The organism is Priestia sp. FSL R5-0597, assembly GCF_038006305.1.
Taxonomy (GTDB): Bacteria; Bacillota; Bacilli; order Bacillales; family Bacillaceae_H; genus Priestia; species Priestia zanthoxyli.
In genome coordinates this window covers 12,501-30,000 of the sequence record NZ_JBBOUZ010000001.1, presented here as the reverse complement: position 1 = coordinate 30,000, position 17,500 = coordinate 12,501, and the positions used below count along the sequence as shown (strand labels likewise).

Genomic DNA, 17,500 nt, shown 5'->3' with positions numbered 1-17,500 from the left:
TCCCGAAGTTATCCCAGTCTTACAGGCAGGTTGCCCACGTGTTACTCACCCGTCCGCCGCTAACGTCTTAGAAGCAAGCTTCTAATCAGTTCGCTCGACTTGCATGTATTAGGCACGCCGCCAGCGTTCATCCTGAGCCAGGATCAAACTCTCCGAAGAAATGTTTGACTTGCTCATTTAAAAAATAAAAATTAACGTTGACGTTTACTATTTCGTTCAGTTTTCAAAGAACTCTTGTCTCAAGGCGACTTTCTTATCTTACCACCTTAAGAATAACTTGTCAACAACTTTTTTCTTTAAGTTATTTTCGAGTTATTTTTCGTTACTGTCTTAGCGACGTATATAAATATAACATCTGATAACTTGCTGGTCAACAACTTTTTCAAAAAAAAATAAAAGTTTTCTCGAAAAGATTCCAGAAAACTTTTATTTTGGATATTCTTCCAAATTATAATATGAAATTATTAATAACAAGTAGGGCAGCTATTCCTGGAATACCTAAAATAGCTGAAACAATGGCTGTGGGGAAATTAATAGGAATATGAATACCGAACTGTACGCCAAAGATGTTAATAAAGAAAAGCAGCAAAACGCCAATAATAAGCTTAATCGATAAATTTCCAATGACTCGAAGCATTTTTTCAACACCACCTGTTACTAAGAGTAGAATGATTAGCCCTATTAAAAAAGACACAACTACAATAGGATGATTTAGCATGTTGCCTCCTTCTTAAAGCAGATAAGTTACCTTATATATATGTCCAAGCATTCAAAAAAAGCACTATTTCACAGAGGGAAATCCTTATTTTATAAAGACAACAAAACAGGATGCCTCTATGACATCCTGTTAATTGAAATATTTCGATGCTTGGCTTCTTTTAATAGAAAAAGATACTTCATTTTGGCTAATCGAATATCTACCATTACCTCTTCTGAAGGATCTACACTTCTTTCTACCATTGAAGTTTTGTGACTCCATTCCTGCTTTACTTGCATAAAAGTCTTCACAAATTCATCATCGTACTCTTTGCGTAGCCAACCTTTTCGTTTAAAAAACATATGCAAGTACCTCGTTATACTTCTCTTCTACCTTCTAGGGCTTTAGATAATGTTACTTCGTCCGCGTACTCAAGGTCTCCTCCGACGGGTAACCCATGAGCAATTCTAGTAATTTTAATTCCTGTCGGCTTTAAGAGCCTAGAGATATACATAGCCGTAGCTTCGCCCTCTATATTCGGGTTAGTAGCTAAAATCACTTCTTGAATCTCATCATCTTGAAGTCTTTTTAATAACTCTGGTACTTTGATATCTTCAGGCCCTATTCCTTCCATAGGTGAAATTGCGCCATGCAGGACATGATACAAGCCGTTATATTCTTTCATTTTCTCCATTGCAATGACATCTTTAGGGTCTTGCACGACACACACCACACTGCGCTCTCTACGCTGATCTTGACAAATGTAGCAAGGATCTTGATCTGTGATATGCCCACAAACTGAACAATAGGTTAAATTTCGCTTCGCATTAACTAATGCTTTTGCAAAATCTAATACCGTATCTTCTTTCATAGATAAAACAAAGAACGCTAAGCGAACAGCTGTTTTTGGACCAATGCCGGGTAACTTCATAAAACTATCTATAAGCTTTGATATTGGTTCTGGATAATGCACGTGGCAACCACCTTATTAAAGTCCTGGAATATTTAAACCTTTTGTAAATTGACCCATTGTGTTATTTGTTAAATCGTCCATTTGTTTTAATGCGTCATTTGTTGCTGCTAGTACTAAATCTTGTAGCATTTCAATATCTTCAGGATCTACTACATCCTCTTTAATATTTACATCAATTACTTGTTTCTGACCGTTAACCACAACTGTTACCATTCCACCGCCAGCTGTACCTTCAACAGTTTTTTCAGCTAACTCTTCCTGCGCTTTTTGCATATCTTTTTGCATTTTTTGCATTTGTTTCATCATTTTTTGCATATTGCCCATGCCTTTCATCATATGAACATTCCTCCTAAATTTACTCTTGAATTTCGATTAAGTCTTCTCCAAATAGCTTTTTCGCTTCTGCAACCACGGGGTCTTCCTCCTGTGGTTGACCTGATGACCCATCACTTTGCTGTCCTTGAAGAAACTCTTCTCTTACTTTATCCCATTCACTTTCTGGAATTGCAACCATTTCACGCTTGCTGCCAATTAAAGTATATAAGATATTCTCTAAATTATCACGTACATTGTTGTTATTTTCAGAAGCCATTTTGCAATGAATTTCATATTTGAATTTAAGTATAAATGATTGATCTGAAGACGCAACCGGTTCACTGTTAGATAACAACGCTGCATGTGAAGCTTTATTTTGTTGTTTCAATGTGTCTAATACCTGCGCCCAAGATCGCTTAATGGTTTCTAAATTCTGCCGAGTGGCATTTTTTAAAACTTCATTTACCTTTCCAACAGGCGTTTTGTACTGACTTCTTGACTGTCTTGTCTGTTTTTTCTCTGTTTGCGCTGCCTGAGCTGTATGATCAACTTGAATGCCTTTTTCTTTTAGCTGCTGCAGTTCTGCTTCCATTTGATTCATTTTTTGCAAAATGTCTTGATATGGAAGAGCACCCTCTTGATTTGTAGAACTTTGAGCTAATTTTACTAAAGCTACTTCAAGTAGCACTCGAGGATGATTGCTCCATTTCATCTCTTGCTGAGTTTGGTTCAATTCAGCAATGACTTTATAAATAAAGGCACTATCCATTTTTGAACTAAGTTCTTTAAACTCTTCGTTAACCGCTGCTTTTTCAAGTAAATATGCATTTTCTTCTGAAGCTTGATAAAGCAGAACATCACGATAATAGAAGATGAGGTCCTCTACAAACCTCGCTGGATCTTTTCCGTTTTTGATCAAACTTTCAACAGAATCTAGCGCTTCTACAATGTTTTCGTTAAAGATAGCTTGGACGATCTTCACAATAAAAGACTGTGATACTGCTCCTGTTATGGATAGAACATCCTCTAAGCTCACCTTCTCCGTACTATACGAGATGGCTTGGTCTAAAAGACTAAGTGCATCACGCATGCCTCCTTCTGAAGCTTTCGCAATTTCGTAAAGAGCATCCTCGCTTACTTCTAGCTCTTCAGAACCTAATACTTCCTTCATTCGATATACGATATCTTCTGGCGAAATGCGTTTGAAATCAAAGCGCTGACATCTGGAGATAATCGTTAATGGAATTTTATGGGGCTCTGTTGTAGCTAAAATAAAGATGACATGTGCAGGAGGTTCTTCTAACGTTTTTAACAAAGCGTTAAAAGCTCCAATTGAAAGCATATGAACTTCATCAATAATGTACACTTTGTATCGAACAGCACTAGGTGCATATTTTACTTTATCACGGATATCTCGAATTTCATCGACTCCATTATTAGAGGCTGCATCAATTTCAATTACATCAGAAATGGAACCATCCGTAATTCCCCGACAAGTTGCACATTCATTACAAGGTTCAGCAATGGGTGCTTTTTCACAGTTAACGGCTTTCGCTAAAATTTTAGCAGCTGTTGTCTTCCCTGTCCCTCGAGGCCCAGAAAATAAATACGCATGCGAAAATTTTTCTTGGACAAGGGCATTTTGAAGTGTTTTGATAATATGTTGTTGACCGACTACGTCGTTAAAGCTTTGAGGACGGTATACACGGTACAGAGCCTGATATGCCACTACATCCTCTCCTTTTAATATAATTCATTAGTTCTCATTATAGCGTATTATGAGGTTTTTTTTCAAAATAGTAAGAGATAAAATAAAAAGCCTACTCTCACAGAGTAGACTAAACTTATGTATATAACTGCCGTGCACCTTCCGTCGATTAGCCACCCCAGGCGTTACTTAAGCAGTTAGCTCGGTTCAGGCGACCCCATGGCACATGAGAGGTTCTGCTTACTGCTGCTTCCTTCCGGACCTGACAGGGTTCACAGATTCCCATTGCATAGGACCCAAACGTCAACACCACTTACTTAAGGCAGGCCCTAAGATGAGCTAACCTCAAGAAGGAATTCGGCCTCGCTAGAGCGGATTGCGAGTACAGGGCACCGCTACCTCCCCGCTTAGCACGGCAAAGTTGAAACCAATAGTTTGGGCATCAAGTTGATGCATTTACAAGTATACGTCTTTTCATTCAAAAATGCAACCGCTATAGAAAACTTACTTTTTCAGCGCTATTTTCCAGCCTTTTTTCGTTGACGTAACTCACGAAAAAAAGTCGTTAAGAGGCTCCCGCATTCTTCTTCTAGCATACCTCCTACTACTTCTGCTTGATGATTAAACTTTTCAAACTCTAATAAATTTAACAATGTTCCAGCGCAGCCACCTTTAGGATCATAAGCGCCAAACACAACTCTTTTCACTCTTGATAATACAATAGCACCTGCACACATCGGACATGGTTCTAAGGTGACATATAACGTAGCGTCTTCCAACCTCCATGTTCCTAGTTTCTTACATGCTTCATCAATGGCTAAAAGTTCCGCATGAGCAACTGATCGCTGTTCTGTTTCTCGTAAGTTATAAGCTGCAGCAATCACCTCATCATTTTGAACAATAACTGCCCCAATAGGAACCTCTAATTTATCTTTAGCTTTTAATGCTTCATCAATTGCCAACCTCATATACTTTTCATCATTTAACACTTTTTATCCAACCTTACATATTATATTTTTTCTGAGTCAAACTATTTACTATGTACATCAGGAAAAGGAGAGACCTTGTGTGAAGAATGCTAAAACTGCTTTAATTATTATTGATATGCTAAACGATTTTCAATTCAAAAACGGCAAAGTACTTGCTGAAAAATCTTTAATAATCGCTCAAAATATTGCCGAATTAAAACAATATGCCTCGTCTCAACATATCCCTATTATTTACGTCAATGACCACTATAAGCTATGGCAAGCAAACTTAGAAACCATTTTAACACACTGCACAAATGAGGTAAGTTCACCCATTCTACATCACATTTCACCACAAAACGCTGATTACTTTTTAATTAAACCAAAGCATTCTATTTTCTATGGAACAGCTTTAAATATTTTGCTATCACAGCTCGATGTGCATACACTTATTTTAACAGGAATTGCGGGAAATATATGCGTGCTTTTTTCAGCCAACGATGCTTATATGCGTGAGTATAATTTAATTGTGCCTGAAGATTGTATTGCTTCAAACGCAGATGAAGACAATACCTTTGCTTTAAGAATGATGCATAACGTATTAAATGCTCGTATTTGCAAACATACTGAGTTGATGAATTAAGTAAAAAGCCTTCTCATATGATGGAAGTAAGTCATATGAAATGGAGGCTTTTTATTATGCAAATTTACACTGTTAAAGCAGGTGACAGTATATATAGTATTGCAAAACAGTTCCGGATTGACGCAGGAAAGATTATAAGAGCAAATGAATTACCTAATCCAAATCAACTCGTCATCGGGCAATCTATGGTTATTCCCATCAACGGTACTTACTACACAGTAAAAGCTGGGGACACTATATGGAAAATAGGACGAAAATTAGGCGTTAGCTATCAGGCTATTGCCAATGCGAACAATGTTTCAGTTACAGCACCCTTAACACCTGGCCGCCGCATCTTAATTCCCCCTTCCCCAAACAAAAGAAACGGTGAGTTTTTAGGGTATGTTGAAACAAGCAATCGAAAAATCACCCCTCAAACAGAGAAAATGATTAATCAAAATGCAAAATACCTTACTTATCTCGGACCAGCGAACTTCGAAGTGCAAAAAGACGGTTCTCTAAAGGCACCTCCACTTAACAATTTAGGTTCTATTGCTAAAGAAAATGACGTCATCTTCTTAATGGTATTGGCTAATATTGAAAACGGTGCATTCAGTGATGAAGTCGGCCGAGCAATTTTAACTAATAAAGACGTTCAAGATACGCTCTTAAATAATATTGTAAAAACAGCGAAAGAACAAAATTTCAGAGACATTCACTTTGACTTCGAATTTTTGCGTCCGGCAGATAAAGAAGCCTATATTGCATTCTTACAGAAAGCAAAAAAGCGTCTTCAAGATGAGCAACTTCTCATGTCTGTGGCTTTAGCTCCGAAGACAAGTCGAGATCAAAAAGGCAAATGGTATGAAGCACATGATTATAAAGCCATTGGAGAGATTGCTAACTTCGTTGTTCCAATGACATATGAATGGGGATATAGCGGTGGGCCTCCTATGGCCGTCTCTCCTATTGGTCCCGTACGTGATGTTTTAGAATATGCAGTATCTGAAATACCTAGTTCAAAAATTATCATGGGCCAAAACCTATATGGTTACGATTGGACACTGCCTTACAAACCAGGAGGAGAATATGCCAAAGCCATTAGTCCTCAACGAGCTATTGAGTTGGCAGCTCGTTATAAAGTAGCTATTCAATACGACAATAAAGCACAAGCTCCTTTCTTCCGGTATAAAGATGAACAGCAGCGCACTCACGAAGTATGGTTTGAAGACGCTAGATCTATTCAGGCCAAGTTTGATTTAATCAAAGAATTAAAACTTAGAGGAATGGCCTACTGGAAACTAGGCTTAGATTTCCCACAAAACTGGCTCTTGATTGAAGACAACTTCAAAATTACAAAAAGAGTGACACAGCCATAAATAGGGAAAGCTTACTGTTAACAGTAGGCTTTTTGTTATTCTTCTTACTGAAAGAAATTTCTTTTCCCCTTATTCTCCTTCTCTATGTTAAAATATTTTTTGTCTGTTTTTTTTGAACGAGTGGTCATGAAGGAGGCAAATGAATGCAAGGCACACCTTTTATTTCAGTAGAAGGACCCATCGGTGTCGGAAAAACCTCTCTAGCTAAAGAGATTGCACAAGCATTTCAGTTCGAAATTTTAAAAGAAATCGTAGATGAAAATCCATTTCTCGGGAAATTTTATGAGAATATCGACGAGTGGAGTTTTCAAACCGAAATGTTTTTTCTATGTAATCGATATAAGCAGTTAGAGGATATTCAAAAAGGGTTCTTATCTTATAAAAAACCTGTTGTAGCAGATTATCATATTATGAAAAACATGATTTTCGCTGAGCAAACGTTAAAAGATGAACAGTATAAAAAATATGTACAAATCTTCCACATCTTAACGGCTGATATGCCGGCTCCGAACATTATTATTTATTTAAATGCCAGTTTAGATACCTTGCTAAAGCGTATTAAAATGCGTGGAAGAGAAATTGAACGAAACATCGATCCTCACTACCTTGCGAGACTAAGTGATGATTATGAAAAAGCTATGACGGCATTTGAACAAAAGAACCCTGACGTAACCATTTTACGTTATAACGGTGATGAAATAGATTTTGTACAAAATAAACAACACTTAAATAGAATCTTATCAGAGGTTCAAGAGAGTATGTTGAAAAGGAGTATATAATGGTAAACTTACGATCGAAATACAACATTCCTAATGATGCTGTGTTGACGATAGCGGGTACAGTTGGAGTTGGAAAATCTACGATGACTCAATCATTGGCTGATGCTCTCCAATTTCGCACATCGTTTGAAAAAGTAGATTCCAACCCTTACCTGGACAAATTTTATGGGGATTTTGAACGCTGGAGCTTTCACCTACAGGTATATTTTTTAGCGGAACGCTTTAAAGAACAAAAGAAGATTTTCGAGTATGGGGGCGGCTTTATCCAAGACAGATCCATTTACGAAGATACCGGTATCTTTGCTAAGATGCATTTTGAAAAGGGAACAATGTCTAAAGTAGACTATGAGACATATACAAGCTTGTTCGATGCAATGGTTATGACTCCATACTTCCCTCATCCAGATCTGCTCATTTATTTGGAAGGCAGCTTCGAAGATATTGTAGATCGCATTCAAGAAAGAGGGCGACCAATGGAACAACAAACGCCTCTTGATTATTGGAAAGAGATGCACGCCCGATATGAAGAATGGATTAATAACTTTACGGCTTGTCCTATTCTCCGTTTAGATATTAGAGAATACGACCTTCTCAAGGATCCTGATTCAATTGAATCAATTGTTGAAAAAGTGGCTCGCTTTTTACAACATAATGAAAAGTTAAAACGTCGTCAGCTATAAAAAAATGCCGCTTTAATAAATAAAGCGGCATTTTCAACAAATAAAAAACCGTTACTTATAAGTAACGGTTTTCCAATCTCCAATTTATCGCGCTATGTTAATTGCATTATAAGTCAAATATGGCGGAGGAAGAGGGATTCGAACCCCCGCGGGCTTTAACACCCCTGTCGGTTTTCAAGACCGATCCCTTCAGCCGGACTTGGGTATTCCTCCGTATCGACAAGTATTAATTTATCATATAAAAATAATGAAGTCAACTCTTTTATTAATTTTTTTTAAAAAGATGTTCATTAAAAATTAATTTAATGAACATCTTCTACTTTTATTTAGAAATAACTTCTTTATTTCCCATATATGGACGCAGCACTTCTGGAATTTGAATTGATCCATCTTCCTGCTGGTAGTTTTCTAAAATTGCAGCTACCGTACGGCCAATTGCTAAGCCAGAACCATTTAGTGTATGAACATGTTCTGGTTTTGCTTTTGTATCACGGCGGAAGCGAATATTAGCACGGCGAGCTTGGAAGCTTTCAAAGTTTGAACAAGAAGAAATTTCACGATAAGTTTCATAACTTGGAATCCAAACTTCAATATCATACTTTTTGGCTGCTGTGAAACCTAAGTCAGCTGTACACATGCTTAGAACTCGGTAAGGTAAACCTAATAGTTGAAGAACCTTTTCAGCATGGCCCGTTAATTTTTCTAATTCATCATAAGAATCTTCTGGCTTAACAAAGCGAACAAGTTCTACTTTATTAAACTGATGCTGACGAATAAGCCCACGTGTATCTCTTCCTGCAGAGCCTGCTTCTGAGCGGAAGCAAGCACTATACGCTGTATAAGCAATTGGAAGCTGATCTCCGCTTAAAATTTCATCACGATGTAAATTTGTAACTGGTACTTCAGCTGTAGGAATTAAGAAATAATCTTCTTCTTTAATTTTAAATGCATCTTCTTCAAATTTAGGAAGCTGCCCTGTTCCTGTCATACTTGTACGATTCACCATATATGGAGGAAGGATTTCTTCATAACCATGCTCATCCATATGTAAATCCATCATAAAGTTAATAAGAGCACGTTCTAATCTTGCACCTAACCCTTTATAAAATACAAAGCGGCTTCCCGTTACTTTCGAAGCTCTTTCAAAATCTAAAATATTTAAATCTGTTCCTAAATCCCAATGCGGTTTTGGTTCAAAATCAAATTGTTTAATTTCTCCCCATTTGCGAACTTCTACGTTATCATCTTCAGTTTCACCTACAGGCGTACTTTCATGTGGAACGTTAGGAATTGAAAGCAGCAATAGCTCTAACTCTTCTTCAACGCTGCGAAGCTCTTCATCCAATTGCTTTACGCGGTCTCCTACTTCACGCATTTCGACGATTAAATGATCAGCATCTTGTTTTTCACGTTTCAATTGTGCAATTTGCTGTGATACTTCATTTCGCTTGCTTTTTAACTCTTCTGTTTGAGCAATTAGCTCACGGCGTTTTGCATCTAACTCTTCAAAGCGACCTAAGTCCGTTAAGTCCTCACCACGAAACTTGAGCTTTTCTTTTACTTCATTAAAATTAGCACGTAAAAATTTTAAATCTAACATACTGAGTACCTCCTTTAGTATAAAAGGGCAAAATAAAAACTCTCATCCCTATGAAAGGGACGAGAGTTTACCCGCGTTGCCACCCTAATTGAAAGCTAAAATAAGCCTTCCTCTTAAACCAGATAACGGATGAACCGAAACTGCCTACTACTTTTTCGACAGCTTGCTCCAGGACGGATTCATAAGAATTGATTATCGATTCACACCAGCCATCGACTCTCTTGAAATCAAAAATCTTATTACTATTTCCTATCAACGCTTTATACCAATATCATTTTTATTAATCATAATGTACTACAAGTCTTTACAAGATGCAATTCATTTATACAGGTTTTTTCGAAGCTTCTTCAACCATTGCTACAAAATACTGAGCCATGCGAGCATCATCTGTTAATTCTGGATGAAACGAACATCCCAAGAATTGACCTTGTCTTGCTGCAACAATTCGGTCGTTATGCATTGCCAAGACTTCAACGTTTTCTCCTACTTCTACAATATGCGGAGCACGGATAAATACGCCTATAAAATCTTCACCAATATCTTTAATATTTAGAGCAGCTTCAAAGCTATCTCGTTGGCGCCCAAATGAATTTCGAGCTACCGTAATATCCATAACACCTAAATGGGGCTCTTCACGGTCAACAACTTGTCCTGCAAGTAAAATTAAACCCGCACACGTACCAAACACCGGTTTACCTGCTTGTGCAAACTGGCGAAGAGGTTCCATAAAGTCATACTTGTCAATCAGACGACGCATCGCTGTGCTTTCGCCGCCCGGTAGGATTAAACCATCTATTTCGTCTAGCTGTTCAACTTTTTTAATGATAATGGCTTCAGCGCCTGCTGCTTCTAATGCTTGTGCATGCTCGCGAAAGGCACCTTGTAATCCTAACACGCCTACTTTTACCATTTTGTCAAAACTCCCTTTAAATTACCATCCACGCTCTTGCATGCGGTTTTCTGGTAATAATGATGAAATTTCAATTCCTTTCATTGCACTTCCTAATCCTTTTGACAAGTTTGCAATGAGTTCATAATCTTGATAATGCGTTGTTGCCTCAACGATTGCTCGAGCAAATTTTTCAGGGTTGTCGGATTTAAAAATTCCTGAACCAACGAACACACCGTCTGCTCCAAGCTGCATCATTAACGCTGCGTCTGCTGGTGTTGCTACACCGCCCGCTGCAAAGTTTACAACCGGTAGGCGACCTTCACGTTTAATTTGTAGTAATAGCTCATAAGGCGCGCCTAATAGTTTTGCCTCTGTCATTAACTCATCTTCGTCCATGCCCACAACTTTACGTACTTGAGCGTTTACTTGGCGCATATGACGCACTGCTTCCACGATGTTTCCTGTCCCTGGTTCGCCTTTTGTACGAAGCATTGCAGCTCCTTCAGCAATACGGCGGGATGCTTCACCAAGATCACGACAACCGCACACAAATGGAACCGTAAATGTATTTTTATTTAAATGAAACTCCTCATCAGCTGGAGTCAACACTTCACTTTCATCGATGTAGTCTACACCCATCGCTTCTAGCACGCGTGCTTCAACAATATGGCCAATACGAGCTTTTGCCATAACTGGAATGGACACAGCATTCATCACTTCTTCAACAATTGTTGGGTCTGCCATACGAGACACGCCGCCTGCTGCACGGATATCAGCTGGAACACGCTCTAATGCCATAACGGCAACAGCGCCTGCTGCTTCTGCAATTTTTGCTTGCTCTGCGTTGATCACGTCCATGATAACGCCACCTTTTTGCATTTCCGCCATTCCTTGTTTTACACGATCAGTACCTGTAATGTTATTCATGTTTGTCTTCCTCCTGTATCAAGTGTTTCACAATAATTTTTAGTGTATATACAAAATTCAAAACTTAGTGTCTATTTTACCGTATTTTTCGGAAAATTCCTATCTAATTTATAGATTATATACAAACAAATCTAAAAATAAAAAAAAGAGATACTCCCTTGTAGTATCTCTTCTTTCTCTTGAGTTATCATTAAAACCAGTTATTCACTGTATCTGCAGCATTCATCCAAATATCGCTGAAGAAGTTACCAATACTGCGGATAGCGAGAGAGAACCATCCAGCTTTTTCAACAGATTCGTTTGTCACGACCGGCGTCATGCTATCTGTAGTTTGGCCTCCTACATAGCCTAGATCTTTAAGATTGCTGTTTGTTGCACTTACATAAGCAACTGTTTCTCCTTTTTTAATAGGAGCAACAACTTTTTGATCGTTCATAACTTTATCGTTTAACTTAAAGTTGATTTTAGTATGATCTTTTTGACCTTTTTCGGTAATAATTTTTACCGAATTCTTTGGAGAAACGGAAGCTTCTTTTGATTTTCCTTTAGCAACATCAATTGTTTCATGCCCTTTAATCTCGCCGTTAGCAGGCACTACTTCTTTTAACTGAAAATGACTAAAAGCATAATCCAATATCTTTTTCGTTTGAGAAAAACGAGCAGCTTCTGTAGACTTGCCGTTTTCCTTGGCATTCATTACAACTGTTATGTATCTTACCCCGTTACGCTCTGCAGTTCCAGTGAAACATTGACCTGCAAAATCTGTATGACCAGTTTTTAAGCCGTCTACGCCGCTGTATGCAGCTGAAAAACCAGGGAGCATCTTATTCCAATTGTTCATTTTTGTTTCGCCTTGTTGCCCTTGTCTAAACATCTTGGAAGGAGTTTTGGCTACTTCCAAAGATTCTGGATAATCATGAATCAAGTGATAAGCAAGAGTAGCAACTGCCCGAGCAGATAGGAGGTTCTCATCTTCTTCCTTTGTTCCTTTTGGATACATCCCTTTTAACAAGGAATTAGAAAGACCTGTAGAATTGACAAATTTTGATTCACCCATATTTAATTTTTTTGCTGTTTCATTCATTAACTTAATGAAACCTTCTTCAGAACCACTGACAGCTTCAGCTAAAGCAATGGCTGCTCCATTAGCTGAATAAATAGCCATGGCATCATATAATTCTTTTACCGTATATTTTTGGTTTTCGATTAATGGTACATTTGATAATCCATAATCCTGAGAAATTTTAGCTGCATATTTACTAACTGGCACACGTTGATCCCAAGATAATTTCTTATCTTTTATGGATTCTAATACTAGGTATTCCGTCATCATTTTTGTCATGCTTGCAATACCTAATAAAGCATCCGTATTTTTCCCGTATAGCACTTTCCCCGTACTTGCCTCTACTAAAATGGCTGCGTCTGCTTCAACGCCAATATCATCTGTTTTAGAAGCAGCTGATGCTTGTGTAGAGACAAAAAATACGCTGGCCATTAACATAACAGCAATGACACAAATTAATTGTTTCTGTACTGCGTTTCTCACTCTATACCCTCCAAACGTAAACTCACATAAATGTAATTTTATCATACTAAAATTTAAAAAAATAGATAAAGAAGTACTGTTACATTCATGATTAATGACATAAAAAACACGTTTCCCTATTAAGGAAACGTGTTTTTTACACATTCATGATTATCTCATAGAATAGTTAGGAGATTCTTTTGTAATTTGTACATCATGTGGGTGACTTTCTCTTAAGCCTGCTCCAGTCATACGGATGAATTGTGCCTGTTCACGTAACGCTTCTAAGTTAGCTGAACCACAGTAACCCATTCCTGCGCGTAAACCACCAATCATTTGATATAAAGTATCTGCTACAGGTCCTTTGTAAGGCAAACGGCCTTCGATACCTTCTGGAACTAATTTTTTATTATCTTCTTGGAAGTATCGATCTTTACTTCCTTTTTCCATAGCTCCCACAGAGCCCATTCCACGATACACTTTAAAGCGTCTTCCTTGGTAGATTTCTGTTTCGCCAGGGCTTTCTGTCGTTCCTGCTAGAAGGCTTCCTAGCATTACTGTATGTCCACCAGCTGCAAGTGCTTTTACGATATCTCCAGAGTACTTAATACCGCCATCTGCAATAATAGCTACCCCGTGCTTACGAGCTTCAGTTGCACAGTCATATACTGCCGTAATTTGTGGAACGCCTACACCAGCGACAACACGAGTTGTACAAATTGAACCAGGTCCAATTCCTACTTTTACTACGTTTGCTCCAGCTTCAATTAATGCTTTTGTACCTTCAGCCGTTGCTACGTTACCAGCAATAATATTTAATTCTGGATATGCCTCGCGAATGCTGCGCACTGTATCTAAAACGCCTTGTGAATGTCCATGCGCTGTATCAATAACGATAACATCAACGCCAGCTTGTACTAATTTTTCGATACGAACATTTGAATCAGCTGTTACGCCAACAGCTGCTCCAACTAATAATCGACCTTGTTGATCTTTAGCTGCATTTGGAAACTCAATTACTTTTTCAATGTCTTTAATTGTGATAAGGCCTTTTAATACGCCATTGTCATCTACAAGAGGTAACTTTTCAATTTTGTATTGCTGTAGAATTTTCTCTGCTTCTTCTAAAGTCGTTCCTACTGGAGCAGTAACTAATTCTTCTTTTGTCATTACGTCAGCAATTTGCATTGAATAATCTTGGATGAAACGCAAGTCACGGTTTGTAAGGATTCCAACTAGTTTTTGTTCTTCTTCGTTGTTGACAATCGGCACACCTGAGATACGATATTTGCCCATTAAGTGTTCAGCAGCAAATACTTGGTTTTCAGGAGTTAAAAAGAAAGGATCCGTGATAACACCACTTTCAGAACGTTTTACTTTATCAACTTGTTCTGCTTGCTGTTCAATCGACATGTTTTTGTGAATGATACCCAAACCACCTTGTCTAGCCATCGCAATAGCCATTTCAGCTTCTGTAACTGTATCCATTCCTGCACTGATGAACGGCACCTTTAATTTTAATGTTTTTGTTAGTTCAACACTCATATCAACGTCTTTAGGTAGTACCTCAGATTTTGCTGGCACCAGTAAAACGTCATCAAATGTTAAGCCTTCTTTAGAAAATTTGCTTTCCCACATTATAGAATCCTCCTTTAAACGACAGAATATTATTAGTAGATTAACAAGCAGATATGTACCTGTCAATAACTTCACTAGATATCAGATAATTCTAATAAAAAGAAAAGGTGATTTAGTTGCATAAATTTAATGATGTTTGGACGTCCTACAATTTATTTTTCTCCGTTCCTTTTGTACAAGACTTTTTAAAAAAGCGCTATCAAAAATTGAATTATAGCGATGCAGAGCAACATAGTTTTAAAAACAGTTACCCATTTATTTATTATTTGGAACACAGTAAAAATTATTATCAAGTTGCGGCACAATCTCCTGTATCAGTTCAACCCGTTTTATTATTTTATGGAATGTCACAGCTGTTAAAAGCTTGTTTGTTAACACAAAACCCCGTATATCCCGAAAATACGGCGGTGTTAGCACATGGAGTATCAACACGAAAAAGAAAAAAACAAAGTTATGATTTTTTAGATGATGAAGTTAAGATTCAAAAAAGCGGTTTATTTTCACAAGTAGGAGAAGAATTGTTTCATGTGAAACAACTAGAAGGTAGTAAATATACAATGAATTATCTGTTGTCTTGTGTACCGGAATTAGATACATTATTTTTAAATTTGGGCACGAGGCCATCTTCCCATTTAACAACTATTGGATCGCTTCCAGCTACCTCTTTGCCTATTCCTGAACAAGTTACACGGTGTTATCATATGAATCACGAAAGACTCTATTCTTTTTTAAAAGAGCGTTCCCATCTATCATTGTCTTTGTCAGAAGATCAGGTATGTATTCTTGACCCTTCAAGCTGTTTATATAATTGTTCACCTTTTATGTACAATTTCCAAGCTAACACGCTGCATGCACCGTTGGAAAAAGATAGCTGCTTATATTTCCCTGAGATGTTGGCACATTACTTATTACTTTATAATTTAAGTATGATTTCACGTTATGAAACAGAGTGGTGGTATGAATTATTGCATACATACTCTTCGAAAGATTATCCATTTATCTTGAGGTTCCTTGAGGTTACAGCTCAAAAGATTCCTTACTTAATTTCTTGTTACTTAAATGAACACACAAAAAAAGACTAGCTAAAATAGCTAGTCTTTTTTCAAGTGCCTGGCAACGTCCTACTCTCACAGGGACAAAGTCCCAACTACCATTGGCGCTAAAGAGCTTAACTTCCGTGTTCGGTATGGGAACGGGTGTGACCTCTTCGCTATCGCCACCAGACAAGAGATTGCTCTCTCAAAACTAGGTAACAGTTTGCTGAGTAAAGCTTATGCTTTTAAAAGTTTGGTTAAGTCCTCGATCGATTAGTATCAGTCAGCTACACATGTCGCCACGCTTCCACCTCTGACCTATCAACCTGATCATCTTTCAGGGATCTTACTAGCTTGCGCTATGGGAAATCTCATCTTGAGGGGGGCTTCATGCTTAGATGCTTTCAGCACTTATCCCGTCCACACATAGCTACCCAGCGATGCCTTTGGCAAGACAACTGGTACACCAGCGGTGTGTCCATCCCGGTCCTCTCGTACTAAGGACAGCTCCTCTCAAATTTCCTACGCCCACGACGGATAGGGACCGAACTGTCTCACGACGTTCTGAACCCAGCTCGCGTACCGCTTTAATGGGCGAACAGCCCAACCCTTGGGACCGACTACAGCCCCAGGATGCGATGAGCCGACATCGAGGTGCCAAACCTCCCCGTCGATGTGGACTCTTGGGGGAGATAAGCCTGTTATCCCCGGGGTAGCTTTTATCCGTTGAGCGATGGCCCTTCCATGCGGAACCACCGGATCACTAAGCCCGACTTTCGTCCCTGCTCGACTTGTAGGTCTCGCAGTCAAGCTCCCTTGTGCCTTTACACTCTACGAATGATTTCCAACCATTCTGAGGGAACCTTTGGGCGCCTCCGTTACATTTTAGGAGGCGACCGCCCCAGTCAAACTGCCCACCTGACACTGTCTCCCGGCCCGATCAGGGCCGCGGGTTAGAATTTCAATACAGCCAGGGTAGTATCCCACCGACGCCTCCACCGAAGCTAGCGCTCCGGCTTCTCAGGCTCCTACCTATCCTGTACAAGCTGTACCAAAATTCAATATCAGGCTACAGTAAAGCTCCACGGGGTCTTTCCGTCCTGTCGCGGGTAACCTGCATCTTCACAGGTACTATAATTTCACCGAGTCTCTCGTTGAGACAGTGCCCAGATCGTTACGCCTTTCGTGCGGGTCGGAACTTACCCGACAAGGAATTTCGCTACCTTAGGACCGTTATAGTTACGGCCGCCGTTTACTGGGGCTTCGATTCAGAGCTTCTCCCAAAGGATAACCCCTCCTCTTAACCTTCCAGCACCGGGCAGGCGTCAGCCCCTATACTTCGCCTTGCGGCTTCGCAGAGACCTGTGTTTTTGCTAAACAGTCGCCTGGGCCTATTCACTGCGGCTCTCTCGGGCTATACACCCTACCAGAGCACCCCTTCTCCCGAAGTTACGGGGTCATTTTGCCGAGTTCCTTAACGAGAGTTCTCTCGATCACCTTAGGATTCTCTCCTCGCCTACCTGTGTCGGTTTGCGGTACGGGCACCTCCCGCCTCGCTAGAGGCTTTTCTTGGCAGTGTGGAATCAGGAACTTCGGTACTATAATTCCCTCGTCATCACAGCTCAGCCTTTATGATGAGCGGATTTGCCTACTCATCAGCCTAACTGCTTGAACGCGCATATCCAGCAGCGCGCTTACCCTATCCTACTGCGTCCCCCCATTACTCAAACGGCGGGGAGGTGGTACAGGAATATCAACCTGTT

The 17,500-nt window shown here is 39.2% G+C and carries 16 protein-coding genes, 1 tRNA gene, 3 rRNA genes, 1 other RNA gene and 1 other annotated feature (2 of these 22 only partly in view); of the genes, 5 read left to right on the top strand and 16 right to left on the bottom strand.

What is annotated here, in order from left to right; all coding sequences use genetic code 11:
* From MKX72_RS00150 to tadA, 8 genes are all read right to left on the bottom strand, one after another.
* Positions 1-159: ribosomal RNA gene (locus MKX72_RS00150) — 16S ribosomal RNA — on the bottom strand; it reaches 1,393 nt to the left of the window's first position.
* Positions 160-448: 289 nt separating this feature from the next.
* Complete coding sequence (locus MKX72_RS00145; protein ID WP_013081328.1) at positions 449-718, bottom strand: pro-sigmaK processing inhibitor BofA family protein; 270 nt, start codon at positions 716-718, stop codon at positions 449-451.
* A 116-nt stretch (positions 719-834) separates the two neighbouring features.
* Positions 835-1,059 carry a YaaL family protein gene (locus MKX72_RS00140; RefSeq protein ID WP_013054840.1) on the bottom strand — a complete coding sequence of 75 codons (225 nt, stop codon included), beginning with the start codon at positions 1,057-1,059 and terminating at the stop codon, positions 835-837.
* A 14-nt stretch (positions 1,060-1,073) separates the two neighbouring features.
* Complete coding sequence (gene recR, locus MKX72_RS00135; RefSeq protein WP_014461944.1) at positions 1,074-1,670, bottom strand: recombination mediator RecR; 597 nt, start codon at positions 1,668-1,670, stop codon at positions 1,074-1,076.
* A 15-nt stretch (positions 1,671-1,685) separates the two neighbouring features.
* A complete protein-coding gene (locus MKX72_RS00130; protein WP_013081327.1) occupies positions 1,686-2,006 on the bottom strand; it encodes a YbaB/EbfC family nucleoid-associated protein in 321 nt (106 codons plus the stop codon).
* Between the two features lie 19 nt (positions 2,007-2,025).
* Positions 2,026-3,714 (bottom strand): DNA polymerase III subunit gamma/tau, encoded by a 1,689-nt coding sequence (gene dnaX, locus MKX72_RS00125; protein WP_028412704.1) that lies wholly within the window; start codon positions 3,712-3,714, stop codon positions 2,026-2,028.
* Between the two features lie 130 nt (positions 3,715-3,844).
* Positions 3,845-4,109, bottom strand: an RNA gene (gene ffs / locus MKX72_RS00120) — signal recognition particle sRNA large type.
* 102 nt (positions 4,110-4,211) lie between these two features.
* Positions 4,212-4,682, bottom strand: a complete 471-nt coding sequence (gene tadA / locus MKX72_RS00115; RefSeq protein ID WP_028412705.1) for a tRNA adenosine(34) deaminase TadA — start codon at positions 4,680-4,682, stop codon at positions 4,212-4,214.
* A gap of 79 nt (positions 4,683-4,761) precedes the next feature.
* On the opposite strand from tadA, the gene MKX72_RS00110 reads away from it, so the two are divergent.
* The 4 genes from MKX72_RS00110 to MKX72_RS00095 all read left to right on the top strand — a co-directional run bounded on the left by MKX72_RS00110 (position 4,762) and on the right by MKX72_RS00095 (position 8,121).
* Positions 4,762-5,304 carry an isochorismatase family cysteine hydrolase gene (locus MKX72_RS00110; protein WP_033580900.1) on the top strand — a complete coding sequence of 181 codons (543 nt, stop codon included), beginning with the start codon at positions 4,762-4,764 and terminating at the stop codon, positions 5,302-5,304.
* A 56-nt stretch (positions 5,305-5,360) separates the two neighbouring features.
* A complete protein-coding gene (locus tag MKX72_RS00105; protein WP_013081323.1) occupies positions 5,361-6,662 on the top strand; it encodes a glycoside hydrolase family 18 protein in 1,302 nt (433 codons plus the stop codon).
* A 143-nt stretch (positions 6,663-6,805) separates the two neighbouring features.
* Entirely contained in the window at positions 6,806-7,441 is a 636-nt protein-coding gene (locus MKX72_RS00100; protein ID WP_028412707.1) for a deoxynucleoside kinase, read from the top strand.
* Positions 7,441-8,121 carry a deoxynucleoside kinase gene (locus MKX72_RS00095; protein ID WP_028412708.1) on the top strand — a complete coding sequence of 227 codons (681 nt, stop codon included), beginning with the start codon at positions 7,441-7,443 and terminating at the stop codon, positions 8,119-8,121. Before MKX72_RS00100 ends, MKX72_RS00095 begins: the two co-directional genes overlap by 1 nt.
* Before the next feature lie 120 nt (positions 8,122-8,241).
* Here the strand turns inward: MKX72_RS00095 and MKX72_RS00090 are convergent.
* The 6 genes from MKX72_RS00090 to guaB all read right to left on the bottom strand — a co-directional run bounded on the left by MKX72_RS00090 (position 8,242) and on the right by guaB (position 14,703).
* Positions 8,242-8,334 (bottom strand) — tRNA-Ser (locus MKX72_RS00090).
* Between the two features lie 109 nt (positions 8,335-8,443).
* On the bottom strand, positions 8,444-9,721 hold the full coding sequence (gene serS, locus MKX72_RS00085) for a serine--tRNA ligase (RefSeq protein WP_028412709.1): 1,278 nt from the start codon (positions 9,719-9,721) through the stop codon (positions 8,444-8,446).
* Positions 9,722-9,773: 52 nt separating this feature from the next.
* Positions 9,774-9,986 (bottom strand) — a binding site (T-box leader).
* A 57-nt stretch (positions 9,987-10,043) separates the two neighbouring features.
* Positions 10,044-10,631: a pyridoxal 5'-phosphate synthase glutaminase subunit PdxT gene (gene pdxT / locus MKX72_RS00080; RefSeq protein ID WP_028412710.1), complete on the bottom strand. Its 588-nt coding sequence runs from the start codon at positions 10,629-10,631 to the stop codon at positions 10,044-10,046.
* A 21-nt stretch (positions 10,632-10,652) separates the two neighbouring features.
* Positions 10,653-11,540: a pyridoxal 5'-phosphate synthase lyase subunit PdxS gene (gene pdxS, locus MKX72_RS00075; RefSeq protein WP_340758536.1), complete on the bottom strand. Its 888-nt coding sequence runs from the start codon at positions 11,538-11,540 to the stop codon at positions 10,653-10,655.
* A gap of 190 nt (positions 11,541-11,730) precedes the next feature.
* The gene (locus MKX72_RS00070; protein WP_049166324.1) at positions 11,731-13,086 is read right to left on the bottom strand and encodes a serine hydrolase; all 1,356 of its coding nucleotides are present in this window, start codon (positions 13,084-13,086) and stop codon (positions 11,731-11,733) included.
* Between the two features lie 150 nt (positions 13,087-13,236).
* A complete protein-coding gene (gene guaB / locus MKX72_RS00065) occupies positions 13,237-14,703 on the bottom strand; it encodes an IMP dehydrogenase (protein WP_013054827.1) in 1,467 nt (488 codons plus the stop codon).
* Between the two features lie 116 nt (positions 14,704-14,819).
* On the opposite strand from guaB, the gene MKX72_RS00060 reads away from it, so the two are divergent.
* Entirely contained in the window at positions 14,820-15,785 is a 966-nt protein-coding gene (locus tag MKX72_RS00060; protein WP_028412712.1) for a YaaC family protein, read from the top strand.
* Positions 15,786-15,811: 26 nt separating this feature from the next.
* Here the strand turns inward: MKX72_RS00060 and rrf are convergent.
* Positions 15,812-15,927: ribosomal RNA gene (gene rrf / locus MKX72_RS00055) — 5S ribosomal RNA — on the bottom strand.
* A 63-nt stretch (positions 15,928-15,990) separates the two neighbouring features.
* Positions 15,991-17,500: ribosomal RNA gene (locus tag MKX72_RS00050) — 23S ribosomal RNA — on the bottom strand; it runs 1,426 nt beyond the window's last position.